Genomic DNA, 23,093 nt, shown 5'->3' on the forward strand with positions numbered 1-23,093 from the left:
AGCCCGCGCAAGGACGCGGACGGGCTGTTTGCGTTCTGGCCGACGCCACCCGCTTCCAACGGGCGCGGATCCGGCGTAAGCTAAACGTTCGTTTAGTAAACGAACGTTATGGTATGAATGCGGGTTGCGTCAAGTCCCGTCCCTATCCGTATTCCTGTTTCTATCCCTGTCCCGAGCCCAGGAAGAGCAATGCGTTATTCCGCAAGTCATAAAGCCGCCACTCGCCAGCGGGTCCTGGAGGCCAGCGGCGCGCTGGTCAAGCGCGAGGGGTTTGCCGCCACCGGCGTTGACCAGCTGATGGGCGCGGCCGGCCTGACCGGCGGCGCCTTCTACAGCCATTTCGATTCCAAGCAGGCGCTGCTGCGCGAGGTGATCGCGCGGGAACTGCAGCGTAGCCGCGAGCTGTTGCTGCTCGACGGGGAAGGGGGCGATGGCGCGTGGCTGGCGGGGATGCTGGACCGCTATCTCACCTTGGGGCATGTGCGGCATCCGGAGACAGGGTGTCCGTTGCCGAGCCTTGCGGCGGAGATTGCGCGGGCCGATGCTCAGACGCGCGCTGCCTGCGAGGACGGCCTGGTTGCCATGCAGCGGGATATCGCCCGGCGGCTCGGAAGCGGCGAGGCGGCCTGGGGCGTGATGTCGCAGTGCGTGGGCGCATTGATGCTGGCACGCACGGTGGCCAGCCAGGATGTGGCGCGGGAGATCCTGGCTGGTGCGCGGGATATGCTGGAGCGGCGGCTGGGCGAGCAGGCCGTGGATGCGAGGGGATCGAAGTAACGGCTTCCCCGTTCCTTGCTTCACCCTCTCAACTGCTGGCGACTTCCATTTTCCCTCCAGCAGTTCCGAGGCTCCCGCCGCGCGAGCCACATAGTCGTTCCTGAGGATACAGGGGATGCAAACCAGTGAAACGGCGGGGTGTGCGGCGCCGCGCCGCCGCACGCTGTCAGTCGGTAGCGGGCGTCAATGGCGGCAATTTCCAGCTGCCATTCATCGCCGCTTCGCTCGGCCCGTACAGCCCGCCCACGGCGCTATACATGCCTTCGGGTGCGGGCAGCCAGTTGGACTCCTTTTCCTTGCCGGGGGAGACATGGCCCACATAGAGCGTGAGTCCGCCGTCGGCATCGTATTTCAGGCCCTTGGTGCGGTCGCCGATCGAGTAGCGCTGGAGGGGATTGGCATACAGGAATCGATCCGGCAACGTGTAAAGCGTGATCGACCAGAAAAACCTGGCGGGAGGTAACTGGCCCGGCCCGAAACGGATCTTCGACGCCTAGATATAGGCATCCCTGGCAATGGCGCGGGTTTCGTCCTGCGTGGCAGCGGACTGCGCCACGGCTGGCCCGGCGCCGGCAATGAAGCCGGCCAACGCGAACCCGATCGCAAATGCCGGCAATCTGGCCATTTGCAACTCTCCCTTTGATTAGTTGTTTGTCTTTTTTCTGGTGCCGGCCCGGACTCAGTCTTCCGCGACCGGGCGCGAGCGCCAGCGGCCGTCGCTTTGCTTGCAGAACCAGCCGGTCCAGTTGTCTTCCTGATCCCCGCGCTTGAGCTGTGCCTTCAGCTGCCGGCAGGGCTGGCCCTTGTCGGTCTTGCTGCGCAGCGGCGTCAGCTGGCCTTCGATCGGCTTGCGCTTGCCTTCCGGGGGGGCGGTCCAGGAGACCATGGTCCCGTCGGCGCCGTTGATCAGCACGTTGCGCACGTTCTGGGCGAACGCGGCCGATTCCTTCTGGCTCATGGTGCCGATGACCGTGCCGTGGATAAAGGTGTCGAGGTAGGCGAACGCTGGTGCGGCCGGGGCGAGCAGGGCAGCGCTGAGTAGCGTGGTATGGAGCAGCAGGCGCGGTGTCATGGCAAGGGTCCTTGGTGGACATGGGAAACGACTGGAGGAACCGGCACGGAGGCGGGGGCTCAGTCCCACCATTCTATGTGCTGAAAGCGGCGCATCTCGACGCCTATCGAAGAGGGCGCCAGCCAGTATCCCTGCCGCAAACTTAGTCCACTCTGGCAGCAAAAGGCAATACAGTGCGTTTGTGCAGCGAGTCAAGGCAAATGAGCAAGCAGCCACGCTGAGCGGCTGCCCGGACGCAGGGCGTTATCGTTTGCACGGCTTTTCCGAGGCCGGGGTTCCGACCATATGGGAGACGCAAGGCCAGATGAAGTGAAAGTTTTGTGCTGCGATCTAAATAATTTGGCAAACCGCACCGCAGCGGTCCATTGCAAAGTTTTCCCGATGCGATATGAAATCTTTCACCCGGCGCTCCACACCGGGCCGAGGCGCGCTATGTTCAAGCCGGGTGTACCGCAGCATGCTCGCCATGCTGCGTAGTCAGGGCTTTCGCTTGTCCTGCATCTGAGCTTTTCTGATCTTCCATTTCGCTGACTACTTGCCAGGATTCCCATGCTAAACCGTCATTTGCTCTCCCATTCCCTGCACGCAGTCGGCCTTGCCGCGGCCGTGCTCTTCACCCCGCTGAGCCAGGCTGCGTCCACCCTCGCCGCCGGCATTGCCGAGGAACTGGTGGTTTCCGGCCGTATCGTCGCCATCGATCCGGATTCGAAGGCGGTGCTGGTGCAGGGCCCGCGCGGCAACGTCGTCGAACTGATTGGTGGCGATGAAGTGAAGAACTTCAAGCAGATCAACAAGGGCGACATGGTGACGCTGACCCGGGATGCCGCCGTGGTCACCACGCTGGATCCGGTAGACACCAAGGACACGGCAATCACGGAATCGGTGGAGCGCACCGCGCGTGCGGGGGACGGCGCCAAGCCCGGCTTCGCGCGTGAGATCACGACCACGGTCACGGCGCAGATTACCAAGGTCGATGCCAAGAACCGCACCGTGACCTTCCGCACCCCGCGCGAGACGCTGCGCACGGTTAAGGTGCGGGACCCGAATATCGACCTCAGCAAGATCAAGGCGGGCCGGCTCGCCAAGATCGTCTATCGCGAGGTGGTTGCGATCGTGGTCACCGGCCCGGCCAAGTCCTGACCCTGGCAAGATTGCGAAGCATCCCGCGGTGCTGTATGGCCGCGGGATGCCTGCGTTCACGCGCTAGCGGTGAAAGCCGTGGAAGCCGCCCATGCGCCGGCCGCCGCCGAAGTTGCCGCTGAAGTTGCCACCCCCGCCGCCGCCCCACTGGTGCGCTGTCTGCCCGAAGCGCTGCTGTCCCACGTTGCGCGCCTGTCGCTGCTGGTCCAGCTGGTCGGCGACATCCGGGTTGGGCTGCACCGGCTGCCAGCCGCCCGACGTGTGCTTCTGCCAGCCGCCATCCTGGGTGTGCTGGTAGACGTTGCCGTCGTGGCCGGCGTACACATCGCCGTTGTTCCAGGCCACGGCATTGCCCTTGTCCCGGTTGACCATCACGCCCTTGCTGGCCGCTTCGTGCTGGCCGGTCTGCGTGTTGCCCGCCACGCCGAACTCGGCCGCGCCTGCACGCCCGGTCTGCGCGTTATAGCTCGCTACCTGGCGCCCGGCAGCGTAGTTGCCGGTGTACTCGTTGCCGGCGACGCCGCCACGCCCGGCGCCGCTGCGCCCGGTCGACGGGTTGGAGAAGGCGCCTTGCCGTCCGGCCACGGCGTTGCCGCTGTAGGGGTTGAAGGCGGCGCCGGCGCTGCCCTGGTAGCGCGCGCCGGTTGCCGGGTTGTACCCCGCGCCGGCGGCGCCGCGCCATTGCGTGCCGGTCCAGGCGTTGTAGCCCGAGGCATGCGTCACCGTGCCTTGTCCCCAGCGCCCGTAGAAATTCGCCGTGTTGACGTTGACGTAGTTCCAGTAGCCGCCGCCCCAGTATGGGCCCCAGTAGGGCGCGGCGGCGCCCCATACCGCGCCCACGGCGAAACCGAAGGCGAAGCCCTCCGCGGTGCCAAGCGCAAAGCCCGCGCCATAGCCATAGGTGGGGGGATAGCCGTAGTAAACCGAGCCCACGTAGGCCGGGTAGACATAGCCCGTGCCGTAGACCACGGTGCCGTCCGGGTTCACCACCACGCCCATATAGCCGGGCGTATAGCCGACCACCACCGTGTCCGGGGTGACGGAGTAGATGCGCACATAGGTGACGTAGTGCAGCGGCGAACTGGCCGGGATGGTGTAGATCGTGCCCGGCACCTCGGTGGCGACGCGCCAGGGTCCGGTGGGTGCGGCGGCGACGAACCACACGCCGTTGGACACCGCGTAGTAGTGCTCGCCGTCAACCTGGAGTACCGGCGTGGCGGCGTTCACCGCGTAGCTCATCGAGGTGCCGGTAATGGGCATGAAACGCGGCGAGCCGTCGAAGGCGACCGTGAGCGTGGCCTTGGCGCGCGACACCGATGCGGTCTGCGGGATGGTCGCGGCGATCTGCGCCTCGCGGGCCTGCGGCGTGCCCGGCACCGACACCAGCACGTTGGCCTTGGGATCCTGCGGCGGAATCTTCGCGAAGTCCGCCGGCAGTTCGCTGCCGGGCACGAATTGCCACGGACCATCGAATCCCGGCGCACGGAACCAGCGGCCGGAGATCAGCACGTAATACCGGTTGGAGCTGGGGTCGACGAATACCGCGCGATCGGTATTGGTTACCGTCAGCAGGCCGACGCCGGCCACCGGCGACAGCTTTGGCGTGCCGTCGATGACGATCAGCTCGGTGGGCGAGGTGGATACCAGTACCGCCGGCGCGTTGGCGGGGCGCTTGCCGTCGGCGGGCAGCATCGGGTCGGCCTTGACGCCGGTCTGTGCGCGGCTGCCGGCGGTCACCAGGGCTTGCGGCGGGCTGGCCAGCACTGCCCACGGCCCGTTCAGCCCGTCAGCGGTGTACCAATAGCCCGCGGCCTGCAGGTAGAGCTTTCCGCCGCTATCGCGCAGCAGCAGGGCGCGGCCGTTGAGCGCGTGCTGGTAGCGCGTGCCGCTCACCTCGCGCCAGGCCGGCTCGCCGTCCACCAGCACCAGCAAGGTCGGGACCGATGCGAACACGATGTGCGGCGCATCGTTCTTCACCGCCACGCCGGGCGCCTTGGCCTGTTGCTGCGAGACGGCGTAGCTGGCCTGCAGTTCGTCGAGCGGCACCGTCATGCCGGCCTTGGGCAGGCGCCCCACCAGCGCCGCGCGCACCTGGTCGGCGCCATCGGGATTGGTCGGCACCTCGACGCTGGTAATCTGGATGTCGCGCATCTGCACCAGGCCGGAGGCCTTGTCGATATCGGCGCGCGCCGCAAAATGCGCCACGCCGTAGGTAGGCGCGCCGTCCTTGGCGCCCACCGCAACGGCGGCGCGGCCGGACAGGCGATCGCCATCCCATCGCTCCACCTGCGGCTGGTAGATCTCGATGTGCTGGGAAGCGGCATCGAAATCGCGCGGCCAGGTCAGCGGCGCCGCGGCCTTCGGCGGGTTGGCGGCCTGTGCCTGGGGCAAGCCCAGCGCCAGGCATCCGGCAAGCATCAACAGGCCCAACGGCGCGGTGAGATGGCGGCCGGGCCCGGATGTCTGCGTGGGCGTTGGTATCGGCTTTTGCATAAGACAGCTCCAGTGCTGTGGAAAGGTGGCGGGACGGCACGGCGGCGGCTTAATGCCAGGCGCTGCCCACCTGGACATAAAAGGCGTTCTGGTTTTTGCTATGGGCCACGTCGATGCCGATCGACACCCCCAGCTTGCGCGCGATCAGGTAGCGAAAGCCCCCGCCGATGCTATACACGGTGGCCGCGTCGGAGAAGCTGTGCCATCTGCCATAGGCCTTGCCCGCGCCGGTAAAGCCCAGCAACGACCAGCGCGGCGTCGCCTCCCAGCGCAACTCCATTTCGGTGACGACGGCGTTGCGGTCCTGGTAGCGGCCCTTGGATACGCCGCGCAGATCGACGAAGGGCTGCGCGTAGAAGGGAATATCGCCGGTGGAGAAGCGCCCGTCGGCGCGCAGCCCGAGGATCCATGTGCGCGCCAGCGGCAGCCAGGTGAAGCCGCGCGCGTTGTACATATTGAAGTTCTGCGTGCTGCCGAAGCCGCCGCGCGCGAACTGCGCTTCCAGCTCGGCATAGCTGCCGCGGCTGGGATAGAAGATGTTGTCGCGCGAATCGTAGTCGACCACCAGCCCGCCCTTGCCGATGCGTTGGTCGCGGTCAATGCCACCCAGTTCGGTGGCCACCGGGCCCTTGAAGGTGGCCGTGGAGTCGAACAGGACGTAGCGCGGCCCCACGTACCAGTGGGAGTCTCCGATGCGCGCCATGAATTGCTGCACCAGGAACAGCCCCTCCAGTTGGTAGGCGCGCGCCTGGTTGAGCAAGCCGAAGTAATCGAGTTGCGCATCGACCTTGGCCAGCGCGCCGAGGTAGCGGTAGCGGTCGCCGTCCCAGGTATGAAAGTGTGCCGCGCCCACGCCCCAGGTGCCGTTGCCGGTATAGGCGCCGCCCACCGCGGTGATATTGGGCGGGGCCGGACCCTGCCCGCTGGCGTGCGCCTTCTCGGCAGCGTCCTTCATCGATTCGGAGAAAAACAGCAGACCCAGGCCGGCGCCGTAGCCGATGGCCGGCTCGGTGATGAGGGCTGGCACCGGCAGCGCGCCCTTGTGGTTGAGCAGGAGGTCGCTTGCGTCGAGCATGCCGTCTTCATGGTCGAACAAGCTCAGCGCTTTCGGGTCCTTCTCTTGGTTCTGGCTGTTCTGCGGTGAGGGTTGGGCGTGCGCGGTTGTTGCCGCGAGCGCGAGCAGTCCGCATGCAAGCAAGGCTTGTGTGGCAGGAAAGCGATTCGGAATCTGCATGAAAAGCGTTGGGGGCGACAGCGGGCTCGGTGACGTCCCGCCACCTTAAGCCATCGCCCTGCGGCGTGGACGCCATGCGAAAACTTTCAGATCACGTGGGAAAAGTTCTGTATATCGCACATAGGGAGCCTATGTCAGCATCGCCCTGAGTGATCGATGCGCCAGTTGGGTCCTTCGGCTGGCAGCAAGCAGGAATTCCCAGGGAAATGCAACGATGAAGACGATTTTGCTGCGCCGCGGACAGGCCGCCATGCTCGCGCTGACACTGGGCGCCGCGCCGGGGCTGCATGCGCAATCCACCGCCGAGGACGCCAACAAGAGCAACAACCCGCTCAACCCGGCGCCTTCGCTCAACCTGCAGAACTATTACTCGCCTCGGGTGTACGACACCAACGTGCACACCAACGATTTCCTGCTGCGCGGCACGCTGCCCATCCTGCCTGGCAATCTGGTGGGCGTGCCGCAGATCCTGCGCGCCACGGTGCCGGTCAGCACGCGCCCTCAGGCCGATGGCAGCTACACCACGGGCCTTGGCGACATCAATATCTTCGATATTTTCCTGCTCAGGTCCCAGGGCACGCAGATCGGCGTGGGGCCGTTGCTGACCATGCCCACCGCAACCTCGCCGGAGCTCGGCACCGGCAAATGGCAGGCCGGCCTGGCCGCCGTGGTGGTGGATCCCACCCCGGCCCGGCTGCTGGGTGCCCTGGTGCAATGGCAGCACTCCTTTGCCGGGCAGAGCGCGCGCCCGACCGTGCAGACGCTGACGTTCCAGCCCTTCGGCATTTTCAATTTCCCGGGTGGCTGGTATGCGCGGTCCACCGGGATATGGACTTTCAACCTGCAGAACGACGCCTATTACATCCCGGTGGGCCTTGGCTTCGGCAAGGCGTGGAAGGAGGGCAAGACCATCATGAATGTGTTTGTCGAGCCCCAGTATTCGGTGGCACACCACGGTCCGGGGCAGCCGCAATGGACGGTGTTCGCCGGCTTGAACATGACGTTCGGCAAGTAGGGAGCGCAAGGCGCCGCGGCCGGACCGCCACGTTGGCTCCCACAACAATTCCCTAACATCGGTGCCAAAAACTTTCATCTCTCCCTCCGGCTTGCTCTGGCATGCTAAAAGCACGCCCCAGGCTGGGGCGTGGCCAGCCTATTGCGGACCGCAACCATGAATCGTCGTCGAGAGAAGGACAGTCAATCCCGCCGGGCCGCTCCGGCCGCGGCGACGGTGGCGGGGCCGGCGCCCGCGCGCTGGCGCCGCGCGCTGTGGATCGGCGCGGCGGTGCTGGCTTGCGCGGCGGTGGGCGGCGGCGCGGCCTGGTGGCAGGCGCGCGGCACCGCGCAGGTACCGGCCAAAGCGGTATTCGGCGATGGCACGCGCGGCCCCAGGGACATGGCCTGGGTGCCGGGCGGGGAATTCCTGATGGGCAGCGACCATAAGCTGGCGCAGGCCAACGAGCGGCCGGCCCACAAGGTGCGCGTACATGGTTTCTGGATGGATATCCACCACGTCACCAACGCGCAATTTGCCGCCTTCGTGCGCGCTACCGGCTATGTCACCACGGCCGAGCGCAAACCGGACTGGGAGACGCTGCGCGTGCAGTTGCCGCCCGGCACGCCGCGTCCCCCCGATTCGGCGATGGTGGCGGGCGGCATGGTGTTCGTCGGCACCAACCGGCCGGTGCCGCTGCAGGATTACTCGCGCTGGTGGCGCTATGTGCCCGGCGCGGACTGGCGGCATCCGGGCGGCCCCGACAGCAATATCACCGGCAAGGACGATCATCCGGTGGTACAGGTTTCCCATGAAGACGCGCAGGCCTACGCGAAATGGGCCGGCAAGCGCCTGCCTACCGAGGCCGAATGGGAGTTCGCCGCGCGCGGCGGGCTGGAACAGGCGACCTATGGCTGGGGCGACCAGTTCGCCCCGGAAGGCCGACAGATGGCCAACGTCTGGCAGGGACAACAAGCGCAGCCGTTCCCGGTGGTGAGCGCGAAGGCCGGCGGCGCGCTCGGCACCAGCCCGGTGGGCACGTTCCCGGCCAACGGCTACGGCTTGTCCGACATGACCGGCAACGCCTGGCAGTGGGTGGCAGACTGGTACCGCGCCGACCAGTTTCGGCGCGAAGCCGTGAGCGCCAGGCCGATCGAGAACCCTGGCGGCCCGGCCGATTCGTGGGATCCCTCGGAGCCCGGCGTCCCCGTGGCCGCACCGCGCCGCGTCACGCGCGGCGGGTCCTTCCTCTGCAATGAAGACTATTGCCTGAGCTATCGCCCCAGCGCCAGGCGCGGCACAGATCCGTACAACAGCATGTCGCACCTCGGCTTCCGGCTGGTGGTGGACGACACGCAGTGGAAGCAGGCCAGGGACGGCAAGGCCGCTACGCAGGCTGCCGCAGGTGGCCCGCGGCCAGGCTGAGCGGGGCGGCGAACCATTTCCGACGAGCGGCGCGGCAGGGGCCTGTGTGCGGGTGGCAGTTTTTCTCCTGCTGCCTGGTGAATCGCGGTCCGTTGACAGGGAAGGCATGACACGCATGAGCCGGATCGGGGCCGGTCGCTTCTAGCGGGGTGGCAGCGCCTGCGCCGCACGGCGCGGGATGGGATGCACGCGGAGGTTGGGACAGATGAGCAGGAACCGGGCACATTCAGCCGCGATGGCGGCACCGCCACCGGGACGGCCCGCAATGCCGTCACGGCCCCTGGCGCTGGAAGCGGCAGAGACGCATGGGGCTTTGCTGGCGGCGCTGCTGTTCGCCTCCGGTGCATCCGCGCTGGTCTACCAGGTGCTGTGGATCAAACAGGTGGCGCTGATCGTTGGCGTTGACGTCTATGCCGTCACCACGGGCGTCAGCGCGTTCTTCCTTGGCCTGGCCTGCGGCGGCTGGGCGCTGGGCCGGCGCGCGGACCGCGCGGCACGGCCCTTGTTGTTCTACGCCGCGCTGGAACTCGGCATTGCGATGCTGGGCCTTGGCGCCACGCTCGGGCTGGCGCAGGCGGCACCGTGGTTCGTGGCGATCGAGAGCCGCGCCGGCCTGCTGGCCTGGTGCCTGCCCTTCGCGCTGATCGGCGTGCCTGCCTTGTTGATGGGCGGCACCTTGCCCGCGCTGATGGCGGCCTGCGCCCCGCCGGCGGGCAAGGTGGCGCGTACCGGCGGCGGGCTCTACGCCGCCAATACCCTGGGCGCCATGGCCGGCGCCTTGCTGACTACCTTCATGCTGGTGCCTTCGTTTGGCGTGCGTGGCGCCGCCATGGCCGCTGCGCTGGTCAACCTGGCGCTGGCGGCAACGGCGTTTGGCTTTGGCCGCGCCAGCGCGCCTCGGGCAATCGATGCCGCCGCGGCAGCACCGGTGGCCGCGCCGCAAGCGCGGGCACGGCTGGCGGTGGGGCTCTATGCCGTGGCCGGCGGCATCGCGCTCGGCTATGAAGTCGTCTGGTCGCAGACCATCGTGCAGTTCATGAGCACGCGCAGCTTTGCCTTCACCATCGTGCTGGCCACCTACCTGGGCGGCCTGGTGGCAGGCAGCGCCATCTACGCCCGTTTTGCCGACCGCGTGCGCGATCCGTGGGGCGTGTTTGGCGTGCTGGTGGGGCTTGCGGGCCTGGTCGCGCTGCTGCAGGTGGCGGGGCTCGGGAACTGGCTGGTCCAGTTGCAGGTGAGCCTGGCAGGCGTGGTCATGGCGGTCACGGGCAGCGAGCTGGCCGCAATGTGCGCGCGCTTTGCTCTGGCGGGGCTGTGCGTGGTGTTTGCGCCCACGATACTGCTCGGTGCGGCGTTTCCCGCGGCCTTGCGCCTGTGTGCCGAACCCGGCCATATCGGCCGCGACGTCGGCGTTGTGCTGGCGCTCAATACGGTGGGCGGCATCGCCGGTACCTTCCTGACCGGCTTCGTGCTGGTACCGGCGCTAGGCCTTGTCCATACCCTTGGGATACTCGCCGCTGCGGCGGCTATGGTGGGCACAGTGGCCGTGCTGCGCGGCCCCGGCGTGCGGCCCGCCCTGTGCGCAGCCGCCCTGGGCATCGGCGTCTGCGTGGCAGTGGCCGCCGTGCTGACGCCGCCCGATCGCCTCGCGCGGCTGCTGGCCGAGGCCAAGGACGGTACCCTGGTTTCCTACGAGGAAAGCCCCGGCGGCACGGTCGCCGTGATCGAGCAGGGCAGGCCGGGCGCCAGCTTCCGGCGCCTGTACATCTCAGGTGTCTCCAACTCGGGCGACGCCATCGGGTCGCTGCGTTACATGCGGCTGCAGGCCTTGCTGCCGCTGCTGATCCACACGCAGGAGCCGCGCTCGGCGCTGGTGGTTGCGCTTGGCACCGGCATTACCGCGGGCGCGCTCACGCAATACCCGGGGCTGGAACGCCGCGTCACGGCTGAGCTGCTGCCCGCGGTGGTGCGTGCCGTGCCGGAATTCAAGGGTAACTACGATGTCAGCCGCCATCCCCGATCCGACATCCGCGTGCGCGACGGCCGCCACGAACTCCTGCGCAGCACCGAGCGCTACGACCTGATCACCCTGGAACCGCCGCCGCCATCCGCGGCCGGTGTGGTGAATCTCTACTCGCGCGATTTCTACGAGCTGGCGCGCAGCCGCTTGCAGCCGGGCGGGCTGTTCGCCCAGTGGCTGCCGCTGGCCACGCAGAACGACGAAGACTCCCGCGCGCTGGTGCGCAGCTTTCTTGACGCGTTCCCGCACGCCTCGCTTTGGACTACCGAGGTGCACGAGATGCTGCTGGTGGGCTCGGACGCGCCGCTGGACCTGGACGCCGCGCGCATCCAGGCGCGCTTCAACCAGCCATCCGTGGCCGACGCCCTGCGCGAGGTCGGCATCAATTCGCCCGCCGCGCTGCTCGCCACTTGGGTGACGGGGCGGGAAGGGCTGGAGCGCTACGCCGCCGGCGCGCCGGCCGTGACGGACGACCGGCCGTTGATCGAATACGCGGGCTGGGTGCGGCGCGACGAGATATCGCGCGTGCTGCCCGCCTTGCTGGATCTGCACGTAGCACCGCCGTTGCGCGGCGCAGACCCTGCCTTTCAGGCGGATATCGATCAGGAGCGTCGCCGGCTGATGCACTTCTATGCGGCCACGCTCGCCGCTTACGCCGGCGACCGGCAGCGCTGGCGGGAAGAGATCGGGCTGGCCGTGCAGGGCGGTGAGGCCAACCAGTACTTCCGCCGCATGCTGGGCATGCGGGACTGAGCAACGAGAGATCCGCGAACACGGATTTGGGAAACCGGGGCCGCCGGCAGCGGTCGGGTAACAGAGGAGGAGCAGACATGCGAATTAATCGCTCACTGAAGCGAGCGGCTATCGCGCTGGCGGTGGCGGTGCCGATCGCGGCCGCCGGTTGGCTGGTATCCGCACCAACCATCACAATGGCAGCGGACGCGCCTGCCAAGGCGCCAGCGAGCGCGCCGAACAACACGTCCGCCAAGAAGCCGAATATCCTGGTGATCTTCGGCGACGACATCGGGCAGACCAATATCAGCGCCTATAGCATGGGTGTGGTCGGTTACAAGACGCCAAACATCGACCGTATCGCGCGCGAGGGCATGATGTTTACCGACTACTACGCCGAGAACAGTTGCACGGCCGGCCGCTCCTCCTTCATCACCGGACAGACGCCGTTGCGCACCGGCCTGAGCAAGGTCGGCGCGCCGGGTGCGCCGGTGGGCCTGCAGAAGGGTGATATCACGATTGCCCAGGCATTGAAGGCGCAGGGTTATGCCACCGGGCAGTTCGGCAAGAACCACCTGGGCGACAAGAACGAGTACCTGCCGACAGCGCATGGTTTCGATGAGTTCTTTGGCAACCTCTACCACCTGAATGCCGAGGAGGAGCCCCAGCGCCCCTATTGGCCGAAGGACAAGAACGACCCGTTTGTGAAGAACTTCTCGCCGCGCGGCGTGATCCACTCGTTCGCCGATGGCAAGGTCCAGGACACCGGCCCGCTGACCACGAAGCGGATGGAGACGATCGACGACGAGACGACTGCCGCCGCGCAGGAGTTCATCAAGAAGCAGACCAAGGACAACAAGCCATTCTTCGTCTGGATGAATACCACCCGCATGCACTTGTTCACGCACGTCCGCGACTCCATGAAGGGGCGCAGCGGCATGCCGGGCAACGAGTATGCCGACGGCATGCTGGAGCATGACGAGGATGTGGGCAAGCTGCTGAAGACGCTGGATGACCTGGGCATTGCCAAGGACACCATCGTAGTCTACACCACCGACAACGGCCCGAACCAGTTCTCCTGGCCCGACGCGGCAACCACGCCGTTCCGCAGCGAGAAGAACACGAACTGGGAAGGTGCGTTCCGGGTGCCGGCCATGGTGCGCTGGCCCGGCCGCATCAAGGCAGGCGAAGTGTCCAACCAGATGTTCTCCGGCCTGGACTGGTTCCCCACGCTGCTTGCGGCCGTGGGCGATACCACCGTCAAGGATCGCCTGCTCAAAGGCTGGTCGCCAAAGTCCGGGCAGAGTTTCAAGGTGCACCTGGACGGCTACAACCAGCTCGACTACCTGACCGGCAAGAGTCCGAAGGGCGCGCGTGATGACTTCTACTACTTCAACGACGACGGCGAACTGGTGGCGATGCGCTACGGCGACTGGAAGATAGTCTTCTGTGAGCAGCGAGCGCCGGGGGGCATGCAGGTATGGGCTAACCCGTTTACCTGCCTGCGGTTTCCAAAGGTCTTCAACCTCCGCATGGATCCGTACGAGCGGGCAGATGTCGTCTCGGACCAATACTACGACTGGATTACCAAGAATGCGTACCTGACGGCGATAGGCGTCACCAAGGCAGCGGCATTCCTTGAGACCTTCGTGACTTATCCACCTAGCCAGAATCCTGCCAGCTTCAGCGTGGACCAGATCCGCAAGTCGGTGGACGAGCGCATCGAAAAGCAGAGGTCGCAGAAAAAGTAGCGGTCGTAGCCGCCGTGTCACTACGTGGCCCGCCGGTCATCCCGGTGGGCCATTCTCACGCCAGACCCCGCCCTCGGGCCGGGGCGAACAAGAGACGCACACACAATGAGTCCAAGAGAGGCAATCGCGGCGCTGCAGCAGCATGTGGAGCAGTCCATCAAAGGCCAGGGCGAAGTGATCCGGCAGATCGTCATCGGCCTGCTGGCCAACGGCCACCTGCTGCTGGAAAGCGTGCCCGGGCTGGCCAAGACGCGCATGGTCAAGAGCGTGGCCGCGAGCCTGGATGCGCAGATGCGCCGCATCCAGTTCACCCCGGACCTGCTGCCCGCCGACATCACCGGCTCGGACATCCTTTACCAGGAGGCTGGCAGGAACAGCTTCCGCTTCCAGCCGGGCCCCGTGTTCGGCAACCTGATCCTGGCCGACGAAATCAACCGCGCGCCGGCCAAGGTGCAATCCGCGCTGCTCGAAGCCATGGAGGAGCGCCAGGTCTCGGTGGGCGGCACCACCCATCCCATGCCTGAACTGTTCATGGTGCTGGCCACGCAGAACCCGATCGAGCAAGAAGGCACTTACCCGCTGCCCGAGGCGCAGATGGACCGCTTCCTGATGAAGGTGCTGATCACCTATCCCGCCGCCGACGACGAGCGCGATGTGCTGCGCCTCGTGCGCGGCGAGGAGACGGGCAGCGCGGCGCCCGCTACGCCCCGCTCGGAGCAGGCCAGGGTGCCGCAGTCGGCGATCTTTGCCGCGCGCGAAGAGATCCACGGTGTCCACGTGGCTGACGCGATCGACCGCTACATCATTGACCTGGTCAATGCCAGCCGCACGCCGGCCCGCTTTGACGCCGAACTGGCGAAATGGATCGCGCTGGGCGCCAGCCCGCGCGGCGGCATAGCGCTGGACCGCGCGGCCCGCGCCAACGCCTGGCTGGAAGGACGCGATCACGTCTCCCCGGACGATGTGCGCGCCATGGCGCTGCCGACCTTGCGGCACCGGCTGATCCTGTCCTATGACGCCAGCGCGGACGGGCTGGACGCCGACGCGGTGGTGAAGAAACTGGTCGAGGTCGTGGCCGTGCCCGCATAAAGGATCCCGCGATGCCGGTGGGAAGCAGCGTAACCAATCACGCCATCAGGCCGATGCGCGAGAGCGAACTCGGCACCGTGTGGGTCGACGTCGCGCACCTGGCCCGGCTGGAACTGGCCGTGCGGGACCTGGGCTTCACCATGCGCCAGCCGCACGCCAGCGTGCTGTCGGGCAAGCACGGCTCGCGCATTCGCGGGCGCGGCCTGAACTTCGAGGAACTGCGCGGCTACCAGCAGGGCGACGATATCCGCCACCTGGACTGGAAGGCCTCGCTGCGCATGGGCAAGCCGCTGGTGCGCGTCTATACCGAGGAGCGCGACCTGCCGGTACTGCTGGTGGTGGATCAGCGCATGCCGATGTTCTTCGGTTCCAGACGGGCGATGAAATCGGTGCTGGCCGCGGAGTTTGCCGGGTTGTGCACCTGGATGGCGCTGCAGGCGGGCGACCGCGTGGGCGCGATCGTGTTTAACGACTCCGATACAACGCTGATCCGGCCGCTGCGCAGCCGTGCCCGCGTGCAGGCCGTGCTGGGCGCCATCGCCCGGATGAACCAGGCGCTGCACGCCGACAGCGCGGCGCGGCCCGTCTACGGCCAGCTCGACCGCACGCTGGAGCGCGCCTTGCAACTGGCCGGGCACGACCACCTCATCTGCGTGATCAGCGATTTCGCGGGCGCCGGCCAGCGTACCCAGGACCTGCTGCGCCAGCTTTCCAGCCACAACAGCGTGATCGCGGCGATGGTGTTCGATCCCTTGTTCCAGGAGGTGCCGCACCACACCGGCCGCATGGTCGTGACTGAAGGGCATCTGCAGGTCGAGCTGGATATGGGCGACAAGACCACGCGAGAGCCGATCGAATCCTTCTTCACCGGGCGCCTGCACGAGGTCACCGAACTGCTCAAGCGCAGCGGCGTGCCGATGATGCCGATCGACACGGAGGGCGAGGCCCTGGCCCAGTTGCGGCATTTCCTGGGACGCCTGGCGCCGCGCGGCAAAGCGCCAGGCCGGCATTGAGGCGCGCGGCGGATATTCCATGGCAGACCTGACCCGTTCCTACGCCACCGATGCCGCGCAGCCAGTTGCAGGCGCACCGGAGACCACCGGCACATTGGCAAACCTGCAGGAAATCGCCTTGCCGCCGCCTGTGTCCTATCTGCCCCAGACCTGGGGCTGGGCCGTGCTGGCCGCCTTGCTGCTGGCGCTGGGCGGGCTGCTGGCCTGGCGCGCCTGGCGGCGCCGTCAGGCAAACCGCTACCGGCGCGACGCGCTCGCGGAGCTGGCGCGCATTGAAGCCGGCCTGGCCGCGGCGGCCGGCGACGACAGCCGCCGCGACGCGCTTGCCGCCTTGCCCGCGCTGGTCAAGCGCGTGGTGCTGGCGTTCGCGCCGCGCACGCAGGTGGCCAGCCTGTCCGCGCAGGCATGGCTGGACTATCTCGATGGCACCTGGCGCGGCGGTGGTTTCAGCAACGGCCCTGGCCGGCTGCTGCCGGCGCTGGCCTACGGGCAGCGCCCGCCGCCGGCCGCCGAAGTGACGGCGCTGATTGCGCTGCTGCGCGACTGGATCGGACAGCACCATGCTCACCTTTGACCACCCGTGGGCCGCGCTGGTCCTGCTGTTGCCCATCCTGGTCTGGCTGCTGCTGCCGGCTTACCGGGAAACCATGCCTGCCGTGCGCGTGCCGTTCTTCGAGGAAATAGCTGAACGCTCCGGCCTGCGGCCCTCCGAGGGCGCGGTGGTGATGCGCCGCAACTGGGCGCAGCGGCTGCTGGCGCCGCTGTGCTGGGCACTGGTGGTGGCCGCGCTGGCCAGGCCGGTCCGGGTGGACCCGCCGATCGAGCGCACCGAGCCGGCGCGCGACCTGATGCTGGCGATCGACCTGTCGCAATCGATGGAGGCCAGGGATTTCGCGCAAGCCGACGGCCACCGCGTGGACCGGCTTACCGCCGTCAAGCAGGTGGTCAGCACGTTTGTCGATCGCCGCAAGGAAGACCGCATCGGCCTGATCGTGTTTGGCGCGGCGGCGTTCCCGCAGGCGCCGCTCACCATGGACCACGACAGCGTCAAGGCCTTGCTCGCCGAGGTCCAGATCGGCATGGCGGGCCCGCAGACGGCGATTGGCGACGCCATTGGCGTGGGCGTGCGTATGACCGAGAAATCGCCCGCACAGGAGAAGGTATTGATCCTGTTGACGGACGGGAACGACACTGCCAGCAAGGTGCCGCCGGAGCAAGCCGCGCGGGTCGCCAGGGACAAGGGGCTGATCATCCATACGATCGGCATCGGCGACATCAACGCCACGGGCGAGAACAAGGTGGATCTGGGTGCGTTGCAGAAGATCTCCAGCATGACGGGAGGCCGCTCTTTCCGTGGCGAGGACCTGGCCGGGCTGGAGTCCATCTACGCGACGCTGGACAGGATCACGCCAGTCAAGGTAAAGCGCCAGTCGCACCAGCCCAAGCGCGATCTCTTCTACTATCCGCTCGCCGCGGCGGGCATGCTGCTGTTGCTGTATCACGCGGTCATGCTATTGCTGACCGCCATCCGCCGACCGCGCCGCCAGCCGTTGGTGGACCGTGGCCAGGGCGTCGCGCCGGAACCGGGGCACTGAATGGATTTCAGTGAATTCCATTTCCTGCGCCCCCTGTGGCTGCTCCTGATGCCGGCGGCGTTGCTGATTGTCTTCGCCTGGCATCGGTTCTCCGACCCACGCCGGCGCTGGCAGGGCGTGATCGCCCCGCACCTGCTGGAGCGGCTGATCGTCGATGGCGGGCGCGGCTGGCGCCTGCGGCCGGTACACGGCGCGTGCGCCGCACTGATTCTGATCGGACTTGCCGCGGCGGGGCCGGCCTGGGAGCGCGAGCCGCCACCGTTTACCGAGGACAAGGCGCCGATGGTGATTGCCATCGACCTGTCGCGCAGCATGGACGCGGTGGACCTGGCGCCGACCCGGCTGGAGCGCAGCAAGCAGAAGGTGCGCGACCTGATGCAGCTGCGCGCGGGCTCGCGCACCGGGCTGGTGGTGTACGCGGGCACGGCGCACATGGTAGTGCCGCCGACCGATGACCCGCAGTTCATGGCGTTGTATTTAGACGCGCTGGATACCGGCATGATGCCCCGTGAGGGCAAGAACGCCGCCGCCGCGCTGGTGCTCGCCGACACCCTGCTGGCGCGCGAGTCGGCCGCGGGCACCGCGCTGTTCATCACCGATGGCTTCGACTGGGCGGAAATCCCCGGTTTTGCCGCGCACGCCCGCAATAGCCAGGCGCAGGTGCTGGTGCTGGCCGCCGGCACTAGCCAGGGCGGCCCGATCCGTACCGCCGATGGCCGCGTGGCCACCGACCAGCAGGGCCGGCCGGTGCAGGGCACGCTGGACCTGGCGGCGCTGAAGGCGCTCTCATCCGATGCCGACATCCCGCTGGCCAGCCTGACACTGGACGACGACGATGTGAACTGGGTGCAGCGCCGCGCGGTGCGCAATATGCAGGCCGCGCAGGAGAAGAACGCCGAGGTGCACTGGAAGGAGGCGGGCTACGTCCTGACCATCCCCATCGCGTTGCTGGCTGCCTTCTGGTTCCGGCGCGGCTGGGTGGTGCGCTGGCTGCCGGCGTTGCTGGTGGCCCTGCTTGTGCAGGCACCGCGCCCGGCGGTGGCGGCGCCGGTGGTCCTCACAACGGCATCGACCAAGGCGTTTTTCCTGGATGCCTTCCTCACCCCCGACCAGCAAGGCCGCTGGCATTTCGAGCGCGGCGATTACACCGCCGCCGCGGCGCATTTCCAGGACCCGATATGGCGTGGCTGGGCCAGCTACCGCGCGCGCGACTTCGCGGGCGCGCTGATCGCGTTTGCCAGCCTGGCTACCCCGGATGCTTTCTTCATGATGGGTAACTGCTATGCGCAACTGAAGGACTATCCGCGTGCGCTGTCGGCCTACGACAACGCGCTCAAGGGGCGCCCCGGATTCGCGCAGGCCACCGCCAACCGGGCCCTCATCGCGGCGCTGATCGAGCAGGAGAAAAAGAAGAAAAAAGATGACGGCGAGGAAGCGCCGGACATACCGCCGGACAAGATCCAGTTCGACGACAAGGACGATGGCGGCAAGAAGGAAAAGGCCGATATGAGCCACCTGCAACAACAAAACGCCGAGCTATGGATGCGCAACCTGCAGATCTCGCCGGCGGATTTCCTGCGCCAGAAGTTCCGGATCGAGGCGCAGCAGCCTGCGCAGGGCAAGGCCGCGCCATGAAACGCCTCCTGTTCTACAGCATCATTGTCGCCTTGCTCGGCCTGCTGATTGCGCTGCCGGTCCTGGCTGAAGGGCCGCGGTCGATGGCGCGCGCGCACCTGGAGCCAGGCGGCGCGGTGGCGCAGGGCCAGCCTGTCAAGCTGGTGGTGGACGCGCTGACTACCAACTGGTTCACCGAGGCGCCGGTCTTTCCCGCGCTGGAGATTCCCGGCGCTATCGTCAGCCCGCCGGGCGACGACGCCACCAACCTGAGCGAAGACATCCAGGGCGTGAAGTGGTTCGGCGTATCGCGCTCGTACATCGTCACGCCGCAGACCGGCGGCGATCTTGCCATTGCGCCGCTGGAACTCACGCTGCAGGTAGGGCAGGTGAGCGGGGTGGTAAAGGTGCGCACACCCGCGCTGACGCTGAAAGTCAAGACGGTGCCGCGCCCGGCCAGCGCAGAGAACGCTATTGGGACATCGCGGCTGGAATTGACGCAGTCGATCGACCATGACCTGCGCACGCTCAAGCAGGGCGACGCCTTTACGCGGACCATCGAGATCAGCGCCGACGGCGTGCAGGCCATGCTGCTGCCGCCCACCACATTTGGGCCGGTGTCCGGGCTCGCGGTCTATCCCAAGGCGCCCCGCGTGCAGGACATCAGCCAGGAGCGACAGGGTTTTCTGGGCGGGCGCAGGGTCGATGCCGCCACCTATCTGGTGCAGAAGTCCGGCCGCTACGAGTTGCCGGGGGTAAGCGTGCAGTGGTGGGATATCCGTGCTGGCAAGTTGCGCACGGCCACGGTACCCCCATTGCGGTTTACCGCTTCCGCCAACCCCGGCTACCAGCCGCCGGTTGGCATTCCGGGCGAGCCCCTGGCGGCGCTGCCGGGACGCCATGCGCGCCTGGATCCGCAACGGCTTGCCTATTGCGCCGCAGTGCTGGCGGTGCTGGGGCTGGCGGCCTGGCTGCTGTTGCCCTGGCTGATCCGCGCGGTTGGGCGCCTGAAGGCCTGGCGGCGCCAGCGTCGGCTGGCTTATGCAAGCTCCGAGGCCGCCGCCTTTGCGCGGCTGCGGCGCGCGCAGCAGGGCGAGGACGCCAGCGCACTGGTGGGCAGCCTGTACGCCTGGCTCGACCGGGTGGCCCGGCGCGCGCCCGCTGTGCTTGGGCGCCCCGCGGCGCTTGGCGATGCCGAACGCGCCGCCGGCAGCGCGGCTTTTGCCACGGCGGGGGAGCAACTGCTGTCCAGCCGCTATGGTGCAGCGGCCGCACAAGACGATGTGCCGCCAGCCGCGCTGGGCAAGGCACTGGATGAAGCCAGGGCGGGGCTGGTGCGCGGCTCCACACGTTCTGGTCATCAGGCGGCGAGATCTTTGCCACCGCTCAATCCGGCCAGCGGCTAGCAAACAGGCCGCCATGACCGGTCTAACCTTAGTTTCCATCCGGAGCGGATTCCACAATGCTTCCACCTACGCTGCAGGCTTGTTTCGCATCATCCCGCCCGCCCGGGCGGCGCACCGCCGGCGCGTTGCCCTTGTCGATCGCCATATTGCTGGCAGCCGCCATGTCCGGCAAGGCCGCCGCCGGGCCGGTTGACCTGCCGAATTCCCTGCCGAACATGGTCGGCGCCGGCATCGGCTCCACGACGGAATACGCCGGCGGCAACGACCGCATGATCGGCGTGGTGCCGGGGGTGCGCTATGTCACGCCGGGCGGCCACCTGTTCGAATGGTACGGACCCTATGCGCAATACAACTTTGGTGGCGTCACCGGTTTCCAGTGGGGGCCCGCAGGGGCGCTCCGGTTGGGGCGCAAGGATGTCGACGATCCGGTGGTCTCCCAGATTCACGAAATCAAGACCACGGTGGAGGCGGGCGGCTTCATCGGCTACGAGTACCTGGACCAGGGCAGCATTCCCTACCGGCTGCGCGGCAGCGTGGCGGTGGTGACAAATGCGGGCGTGGTCTACACGGGTGCGCGCCTCAGCGTCAACGGGAGTGCCTGGGTGCCATTGCATCCGCGGGTATATGCCGGGACCGGGCTGGGCGCAAGCTGGGTGAGCCAGGGCTTCAACCAGACCTACTACGGGGTGACGCCGGACGATGCCGCGCGCAGCGGCCTGCCCGTCTATGCGCCCGGCGGCGGATTGCAGCAGGTGACCGGCTGGCTGGCGCTGGTTTTCCAGATCGACAAGAACTGGTACGCCGGCGCCATGGTCTACGGACAGCGGCTTACCGGCAGCGCCGGAGACAGTCCTATCGTGACGCAGCGCGGCACGCGCAACCAGATCACTTATGGCGCTGGCATCGCCTATGCCTGGAGATAGACAAGCATAGAAATAATCCGTACCGGCAACAACACGCGGAAACCCAAAAGACAGAGCCGTAATCCAAGGAGAGCTTGTGGACACCCCTGAAGACATCGAATCCCGCCGCGAGCGCGGCAAAGTCACGCGCAAACACGTTCCCCGCAGCGCGCATGTCGCGGTCGGCAGCGTTGAACGAGATCCCGTCGAACTGCTGGAGATCAACAGTGCCGGCCGTGTCGACCGGCTGGTGCCGCTGCGCTATGGGCGCATGATCGAATCGCCTTTTACCTTTTACCGTGGCAGCGCCATCATCCAGGCGCATGACCTGGCCGGTACGCCGGATTCAGGCATCCCCATCCAGATCTGCGGCGACTGCCACCTTGCCAACTTCGGCGGGTTTGCCAGTCCTGAACGCTCGCTGCTGTTCGACCTCAACGACTTCGACGAGACCAGCCTAGGGCCCTGGGAATGGGACCTGAAGCGGCTTACCGCCAGCTTCGTGGTGGCGGGCCGGCATCTGCGCCACAAACGCGGCGTGATCGATGACCTGGTCTACCGCATCGTACGCAGCTATCAGGAGCGCATGGCCAACTATGCCGGGATGGGCATTCTCGACACCTGGTATGACGCCATCACCTTCGAGCGGCTGATGGCCGAGACGCCTTCACCGCAAATCCGCAAATCCCTGGAGCGCGGCATGGCGCGCGCGACCAAGCGCGCCAGCGCAGCACTGTTGCCGAAGTTGTCGGAGCGGGTTGGCGAGCGCTGGAGGATCCGCGACGCACCGCCGGGGATCTTCCACATACAAGGCGAGAACACGCTGTTCTCCCCCGAGGACGACTGGATGAAGATCACCGACACCGACAAGGCTTTCGACAGGGCGTTCAAGGAATACCTGGGTACCATGGCCCCCGACCGGCGCCAGTTGCTCAGCCATTTCACACGCCACGATGCCGCCTTCAAGGTGGTGGGGGTGGGCAGCGTCGGCACGCGCTGCCTGATCATCCTGATGATCGACAACCACGGCAAGCCGCTCTTCCTGCAAAGCAAGCAGGCCACCCAGTCGGTGGTGGCGCGCTATTTCAAGTCGCCGCCGGTGACGCATGAAGGCCGGCGCGTGGTGGAAGGCCAGCGGCTGATGCAGGCCGCCAGCGATGTGTTCCTGGGCTGGAACGACGGGCCGTCCGGCCGGCATTTCTATATGCGGCAACTGCGCGATATGAAACTGTCGCCCGAGATCGAGTTGATGGATATCGAACTGTTCAGCGAGTTCGCGGCGCTGTGTGGCTGGGTGCTGGCGCGGGCCCATGCCAAGGCCAGCGGGATGGCGCTGGAGATCAGTGGCTACCTCGGCGGCAGCGATGCGATGGCCGATGCATTGTTGGCGTATTCAAACGCGTATGCGGATCAGGTCGAGCGCGACTACGACGTGTTTGTCGGCGCCTGCCGCTCTGGCCGCCTGGAGGCGCGTACGGATGCCGACATGGCGGCGGATTTCCGCATCTAGGGCTGGCCCGGCGCGTTCCAGCGCAACCGGCCCCACCAGCGCGATGAACGCGCGATACGCGCAGCCGATGTCAGGGCTTGCGAGGGCGCGGGCAGCATGCTTGCCCGCCCGCTGGCATCGCACCCATAATTCCGGATATTGATTTCCGGGAAAGCCAGTTCCGAAAACATTTTCAATACACACTCCGATAGATTTCAGATGGGGAAGATGTTGATATTGGAAACGATGGGACTAAAGGACGAAAGTTCGTCACTGAGGCCCAGCGCGCCAGCATGGCCGCCGAGACTGGAAACCAGATTTTCCGAAGTACCGGACTCAAGTAGACG

The 23,093-nt window shown here is 66.9% G+C and carries 19 protein-coding genes; 14 read left to right on the forward strand and 5 right to left on the reverse strand.

Going from position 1 to position 23,093, the window contains the following annotated elements; genetic code table 11:
* Positions 1-189 precede the first annotated feature (189 nt).
* Positions 190-777, forward strand: coding sequence for a TetR/AcrR family transcriptional regulator (locus tag ACZY0R_RS16390; protein WP_488859363.1), 588 nt, complete (start codon positions 190-192; stop codon positions 775-777).
* A gap of 166 nt (positions 778-943) precedes the next feature.
* Here ACZY0R_RS16390 and ACZY0R_RS16395 read toward each other — a convergent pair whose 3' ends face one another.
* Genes ACZY0R_RS16395 through ACZY0R_RS16405 form a run of 3 tightly spaced genes read right to left on the reverse strand, consistent with a single transcriptional unit; the run spans position 944 to position 1,849 of the window.
* The gene (locus tag ACZY0R_RS16395) at positions 944-1,261 is read right to left on the reverse strand and encodes a DUF1214 domain-containing protein (RefSeq protein ID WP_488859743.1); all 318 of its coding nucleotides are present in this window, start codon (positions 1,259-1,261) and stop codon (positions 944-946) included.
* A 9-nt stretch (positions 1,262-1,270) separates the two neighbouring features.
* Positions 1,271-1,402: a hypothetical protein gene (locus ACZY0R_RS16400; RefSeq protein ID WP_488859364.1), complete on the reverse strand. Its 132-nt coding sequence runs from the start codon at positions 1,400-1,402 to the stop codon at positions 1,271-1,273.
* A gap of 54 nt (positions 1,403-1,456) precedes the next feature.
* Entirely contained in the window at positions 1,457-1,849 is a 393-nt protein-coding gene (locus ACZY0R_RS16405) for a hypothetical protein (RefSeq protein ID WP_488859365.1), read from the reverse strand.
* Positions 1,850-2,398: 549 nt separating this feature from the next.
* Between ACZY0R_RS16405 and ACZY0R_RS16410 the strand changes: the two genes are divergently transcribed.
* Complete coding sequence (locus ACZY0R_RS16410; RefSeq protein ID WP_488859366.1) at positions 2,399-2,989, forward strand: hypothetical protein; 591 nt, start codon at positions 2,399-2,401, stop codon at positions 2,987-2,989.
* Between the two features lie 63 nt (positions 2,990-3,052).
* Here the strand turns inward: ACZY0R_RS16410 and ACZY0R_RS16415 are convergent, their stop codons facing one another.
* Together ACZY0R_RS16415 and ACZY0R_RS16420 are read right to left on the reverse strand one after the other, a co-directional pair.
* On the reverse strand, positions 3,053-5,407 hold the full coding sequence (locus tag ACZY0R_RS16415) for a carbohydrate-binding family V/XII (protein WP_488859745.1): 2,355 nt from the start codon (positions 5,405-5,407) through the stop codon (positions 3,053-3,055).
* A gap of 124 nt (positions 5,408-5,531) precedes the next feature.
* The gene (locus tag ACZY0R_RS16420) at positions 5,532-6,716 is read right to left on the reverse strand and encodes a BamA/TamA family outer membrane protein (RefSeq protein WP_488859367.1); all 1,185 of its coding nucleotides are present in this window, start codon (positions 6,714-6,716) and stop codon (positions 5,532-5,534) included.
* A gap of 214 nt (positions 6,717-6,930) precedes the next feature.
* Between ACZY0R_RS16420 and ACZY0R_RS16425 the strand changes: the two genes are divergently transcribed.
* The 12 genes from ACZY0R_RS16425 to ACZY0R_RS16480 all read left to right on the forward strand — a co-directional run bounded on the left by ACZY0R_RS16425 (position 6,931) and on the right by ACZY0R_RS16480 (position 22,767).
* A complete protein-coding gene (locus ACZY0R_RS16425) occupies positions 6,931-7,731 on the forward strand; it encodes a hypothetical protein (RefSeq protein WP_488859368.1) in 801 nt (266 codons plus the stop codon).
* Positions 7,732-7,887: 156 nt separating this feature from the next.
* Positions 7,888-9,135 (forward strand): formylglycine-generating enzyme family protein, encoded by a 1,248-nt coding sequence (locus ACZY0R_RS16430; protein ID WP_488859369.1) that lies wholly within the window; start codon positions 7,888-7,890, stop codon positions 9,133-9,135.
* A 265-nt stretch (positions 9,136-9,400) separates the two neighbouring features.
* Positions 9,401-11,908 carry a spermidine synthase gene (locus tag ACZY0R_RS16435; RefSeq protein WP_488859370.1) on the forward strand — a complete coding sequence of 836 codons (2,508 nt, stop codon included), beginning with the start codon at positions 9,401-9,403 and terminating at the stop codon, positions 11,906-11,908.
* A gap of 77 nt (positions 11,909-11,985) precedes the next feature.
* Positions 11,986-13,638, forward strand: a complete 1,653-nt coding sequence (locus ACZY0R_RS16440) for an arylsulfatase (RefSeq protein WP_488859371.1) — start codon at positions 11,986-11,988, stop codon at positions 13,636-13,638.
* Positions 13,639-13,743: 105 nt separating this feature from the next.
* A complete protein-coding gene (locus ACZY0R_RS16445; protein WP_488859372.1) occupies positions 13,744-14,727 on the forward strand; it encodes an AAA family ATPase in 984 nt (327 codons plus the stop codon).
* Between the two features lie 11 nt (positions 14,728-14,738).
* Entirely contained in the window at positions 14,739-15,740 is a 1,002-nt protein-coding gene (locus ACZY0R_RS16450; RefSeq protein ID WP_488859373.1) for a DUF58 domain-containing protein, read from the forward strand.
* Between the two features lie 19 nt (positions 15,741-15,759).
* Positions 15,760-16,314, forward strand: coding sequence for a DUF4381 domain-containing protein (locus ACZY0R_RS16455; protein WP_488859374.1), 555 nt, complete (start codon positions 15,760-15,762; stop codon positions 16,312-16,314).
* Positions 16,301-17,335, forward strand: coding sequence for a vWA domain-containing protein (locus tag ACZY0R_RS16460; RefSeq protein ID WP_488859375.1), 1,035 nt, complete (start codon positions 16,301-16,303; stop codon positions 17,333-17,335). The genes ACZY0R_RS16455 and ACZY0R_RS16460 overlap by 14 nt, the downstream gene beginning before the upstream one ends.
* Positions 17,336-18,970, forward strand: a complete 1,635-nt coding sequence (locus ACZY0R_RS16465; protein WP_488859376.1) for a vWA domain-containing protein — start codon at positions 17,336-17,338, stop codon at positions 18,968-18,970. It begins immediately after the preceding gene.
* Complete coding sequence (locus tag ACZY0R_RS16470; protein WP_488859377.1) at positions 18,967-20,355, forward strand: hypothetical protein; 1,389 nt, start codon at positions 18,967-18,969, stop codon at positions 20,353-20,355. The genes ACZY0R_RS16465 and ACZY0R_RS16470 overlap by 4 nt, the downstream gene beginning before the upstream one ends.
* Positions 20,356-20,411: 56 nt before the next feature.
* Positions 20,412-21,278 (forward strand): MipA/OmpV family protein, encoded by an 867-nt coding sequence (locus ACZY0R_RS16475; RefSeq protein WP_488859378.1) that lies wholly within the window; start codon positions 20,412-20,414, stop codon positions 21,276-21,278.
* A 76-nt stretch (positions 21,279-21,354) separates the two neighbouring features.
* On the forward strand, positions 21,355-22,767 hold the full coding sequence (locus tag ACZY0R_RS16480; RefSeq protein WP_488859379.1) for a DUF2252 domain-containing protein: 1,413 nt from the start codon (positions 21,355-21,357) through the stop codon (positions 22,765-22,767).
* Positions 22,768-23,093: the final 326 nt, after the last annotated feature.

The sequence above is a fragment of the Cupriavidus sp. F041 genome, assembly GCF_057814235.1.

Coding starts and splice junctions, on each gene's coding strand:
- ACZY0R_RS16445 (WP_488859372.1), top strand. CDS start 13,744: ATGAGTCCAAGAGAGGCAATCGCGGCGCTGCAGCAGCATGTGGAGCAG.
- ACZY0R_RS16420 (WP_488859367.1), bottom strand. CDS start 6,716: ATGCAGATTCCGAATCGCTTTCCTGCCACACAAGCCTTGCTTGCATGC.
- ACZY0R_RS16400 (WP_488859364.1), bottom strand. CDS start 1,402: ATGGCCAGATTGCCGGCATTTGCGATCGGGTTCGCGTTGGCCGGCTTC.
- ACZY0R_RS16425 (WP_488859368.1), top strand. CDS start 6,931: ATGAAGACGATTTTGCTGCGCCGCGGACAGGCCGCCATGCTCGCGCTG.
- ACZY0R_RS16390 (WP_488859363.1), top strand. CDS start 190: ATGCGTTATTCCGCAAGTCATAAAGCCGCCACTCGCCAGCGGGTCCTG.
- ACZY0R_RS16460 (WP_488859375.1), top strand. CDS start 16,301: ATGCTCACCTTTGACCACCCGTGGGCCGCGCTGGTCCTGCTGTTGCCC.
- ACZY0R_RS16430 (WP_488859369.1), top strand. CDS start 7,888: ATGAATCGTCGTCGAGAGAAGGACAGTCAATCCCGCCGGGCCGCTCCG.
- ACZY0R_RS16405 (WP_488859365.1), bottom strand. CDS start 1,849: ATGACACCGCGCCTGCTGCTCCATACCACGCTACTCAGCGCTGCCCTG.
- ACZY0R_RS16410 (WP_488859366.1), top strand. CDS start 2,399: ATGCTAAACCGTCATTTGCTCTCCCATTCCCTGCACGCAGTCGGCCTT.
- ACZY0R_RS16465 (WP_488859376.1), top strand. CDS start 17,336: ATGGATTTCAGTGAATTCCATTTCCTGCGCCCCCTGTGGCTGCTCCTG.
- ACZY0R_RS16455 (WP_488859374.1), top strand. CDS start 15,760: ATGGCAGACCTGACCCGTTCCTACGCCACCGATGCCGCGCAGCCAGTT.
- ACZY0R_RS16435 (WP_488859370.1), top strand. CDS start 9,401: ATGCCGTCACGGCCCCTGGCGCTGGAAGCGGCAGAGACGCATGGGGCT.
- ACZY0R_RS16475 (WP_488859378.1), top strand. CDS start 20,412: ATGCTTCCACCTACGCTGCAGGCTTGTTTCGCATCATCCCGCCCGCCC.
- ACZY0R_RS16470 (WP_488859377.1), top strand. CDS start 18,967: ATGAAACGCCTCCTGTTCTACAGCATCATTGTCGCCTTGCTCGGCCTG.
- ACZY0R_RS16450 (WP_488859373.1), top strand. CDS start 14,739: ATGCCGGTGGGAAGCAGCGTAACCAATCACGCCATCAGGCCGATGCGC.
- ACZY0R_RS16440 (WP_488859371.1), top strand. CDS start 11,986: ATGCGAATTAATCGCTCACTGAAGCGAGCGGCTATCGCGCTGGCGGTG.
- ACZY0R_RS16415 (WP_488859745.1), bottom strand. CDS start 5,407: ATGCTTGCCGGATGCCTGGCGCTGGGCTTGCCCCAGGCACAGGCCGCC.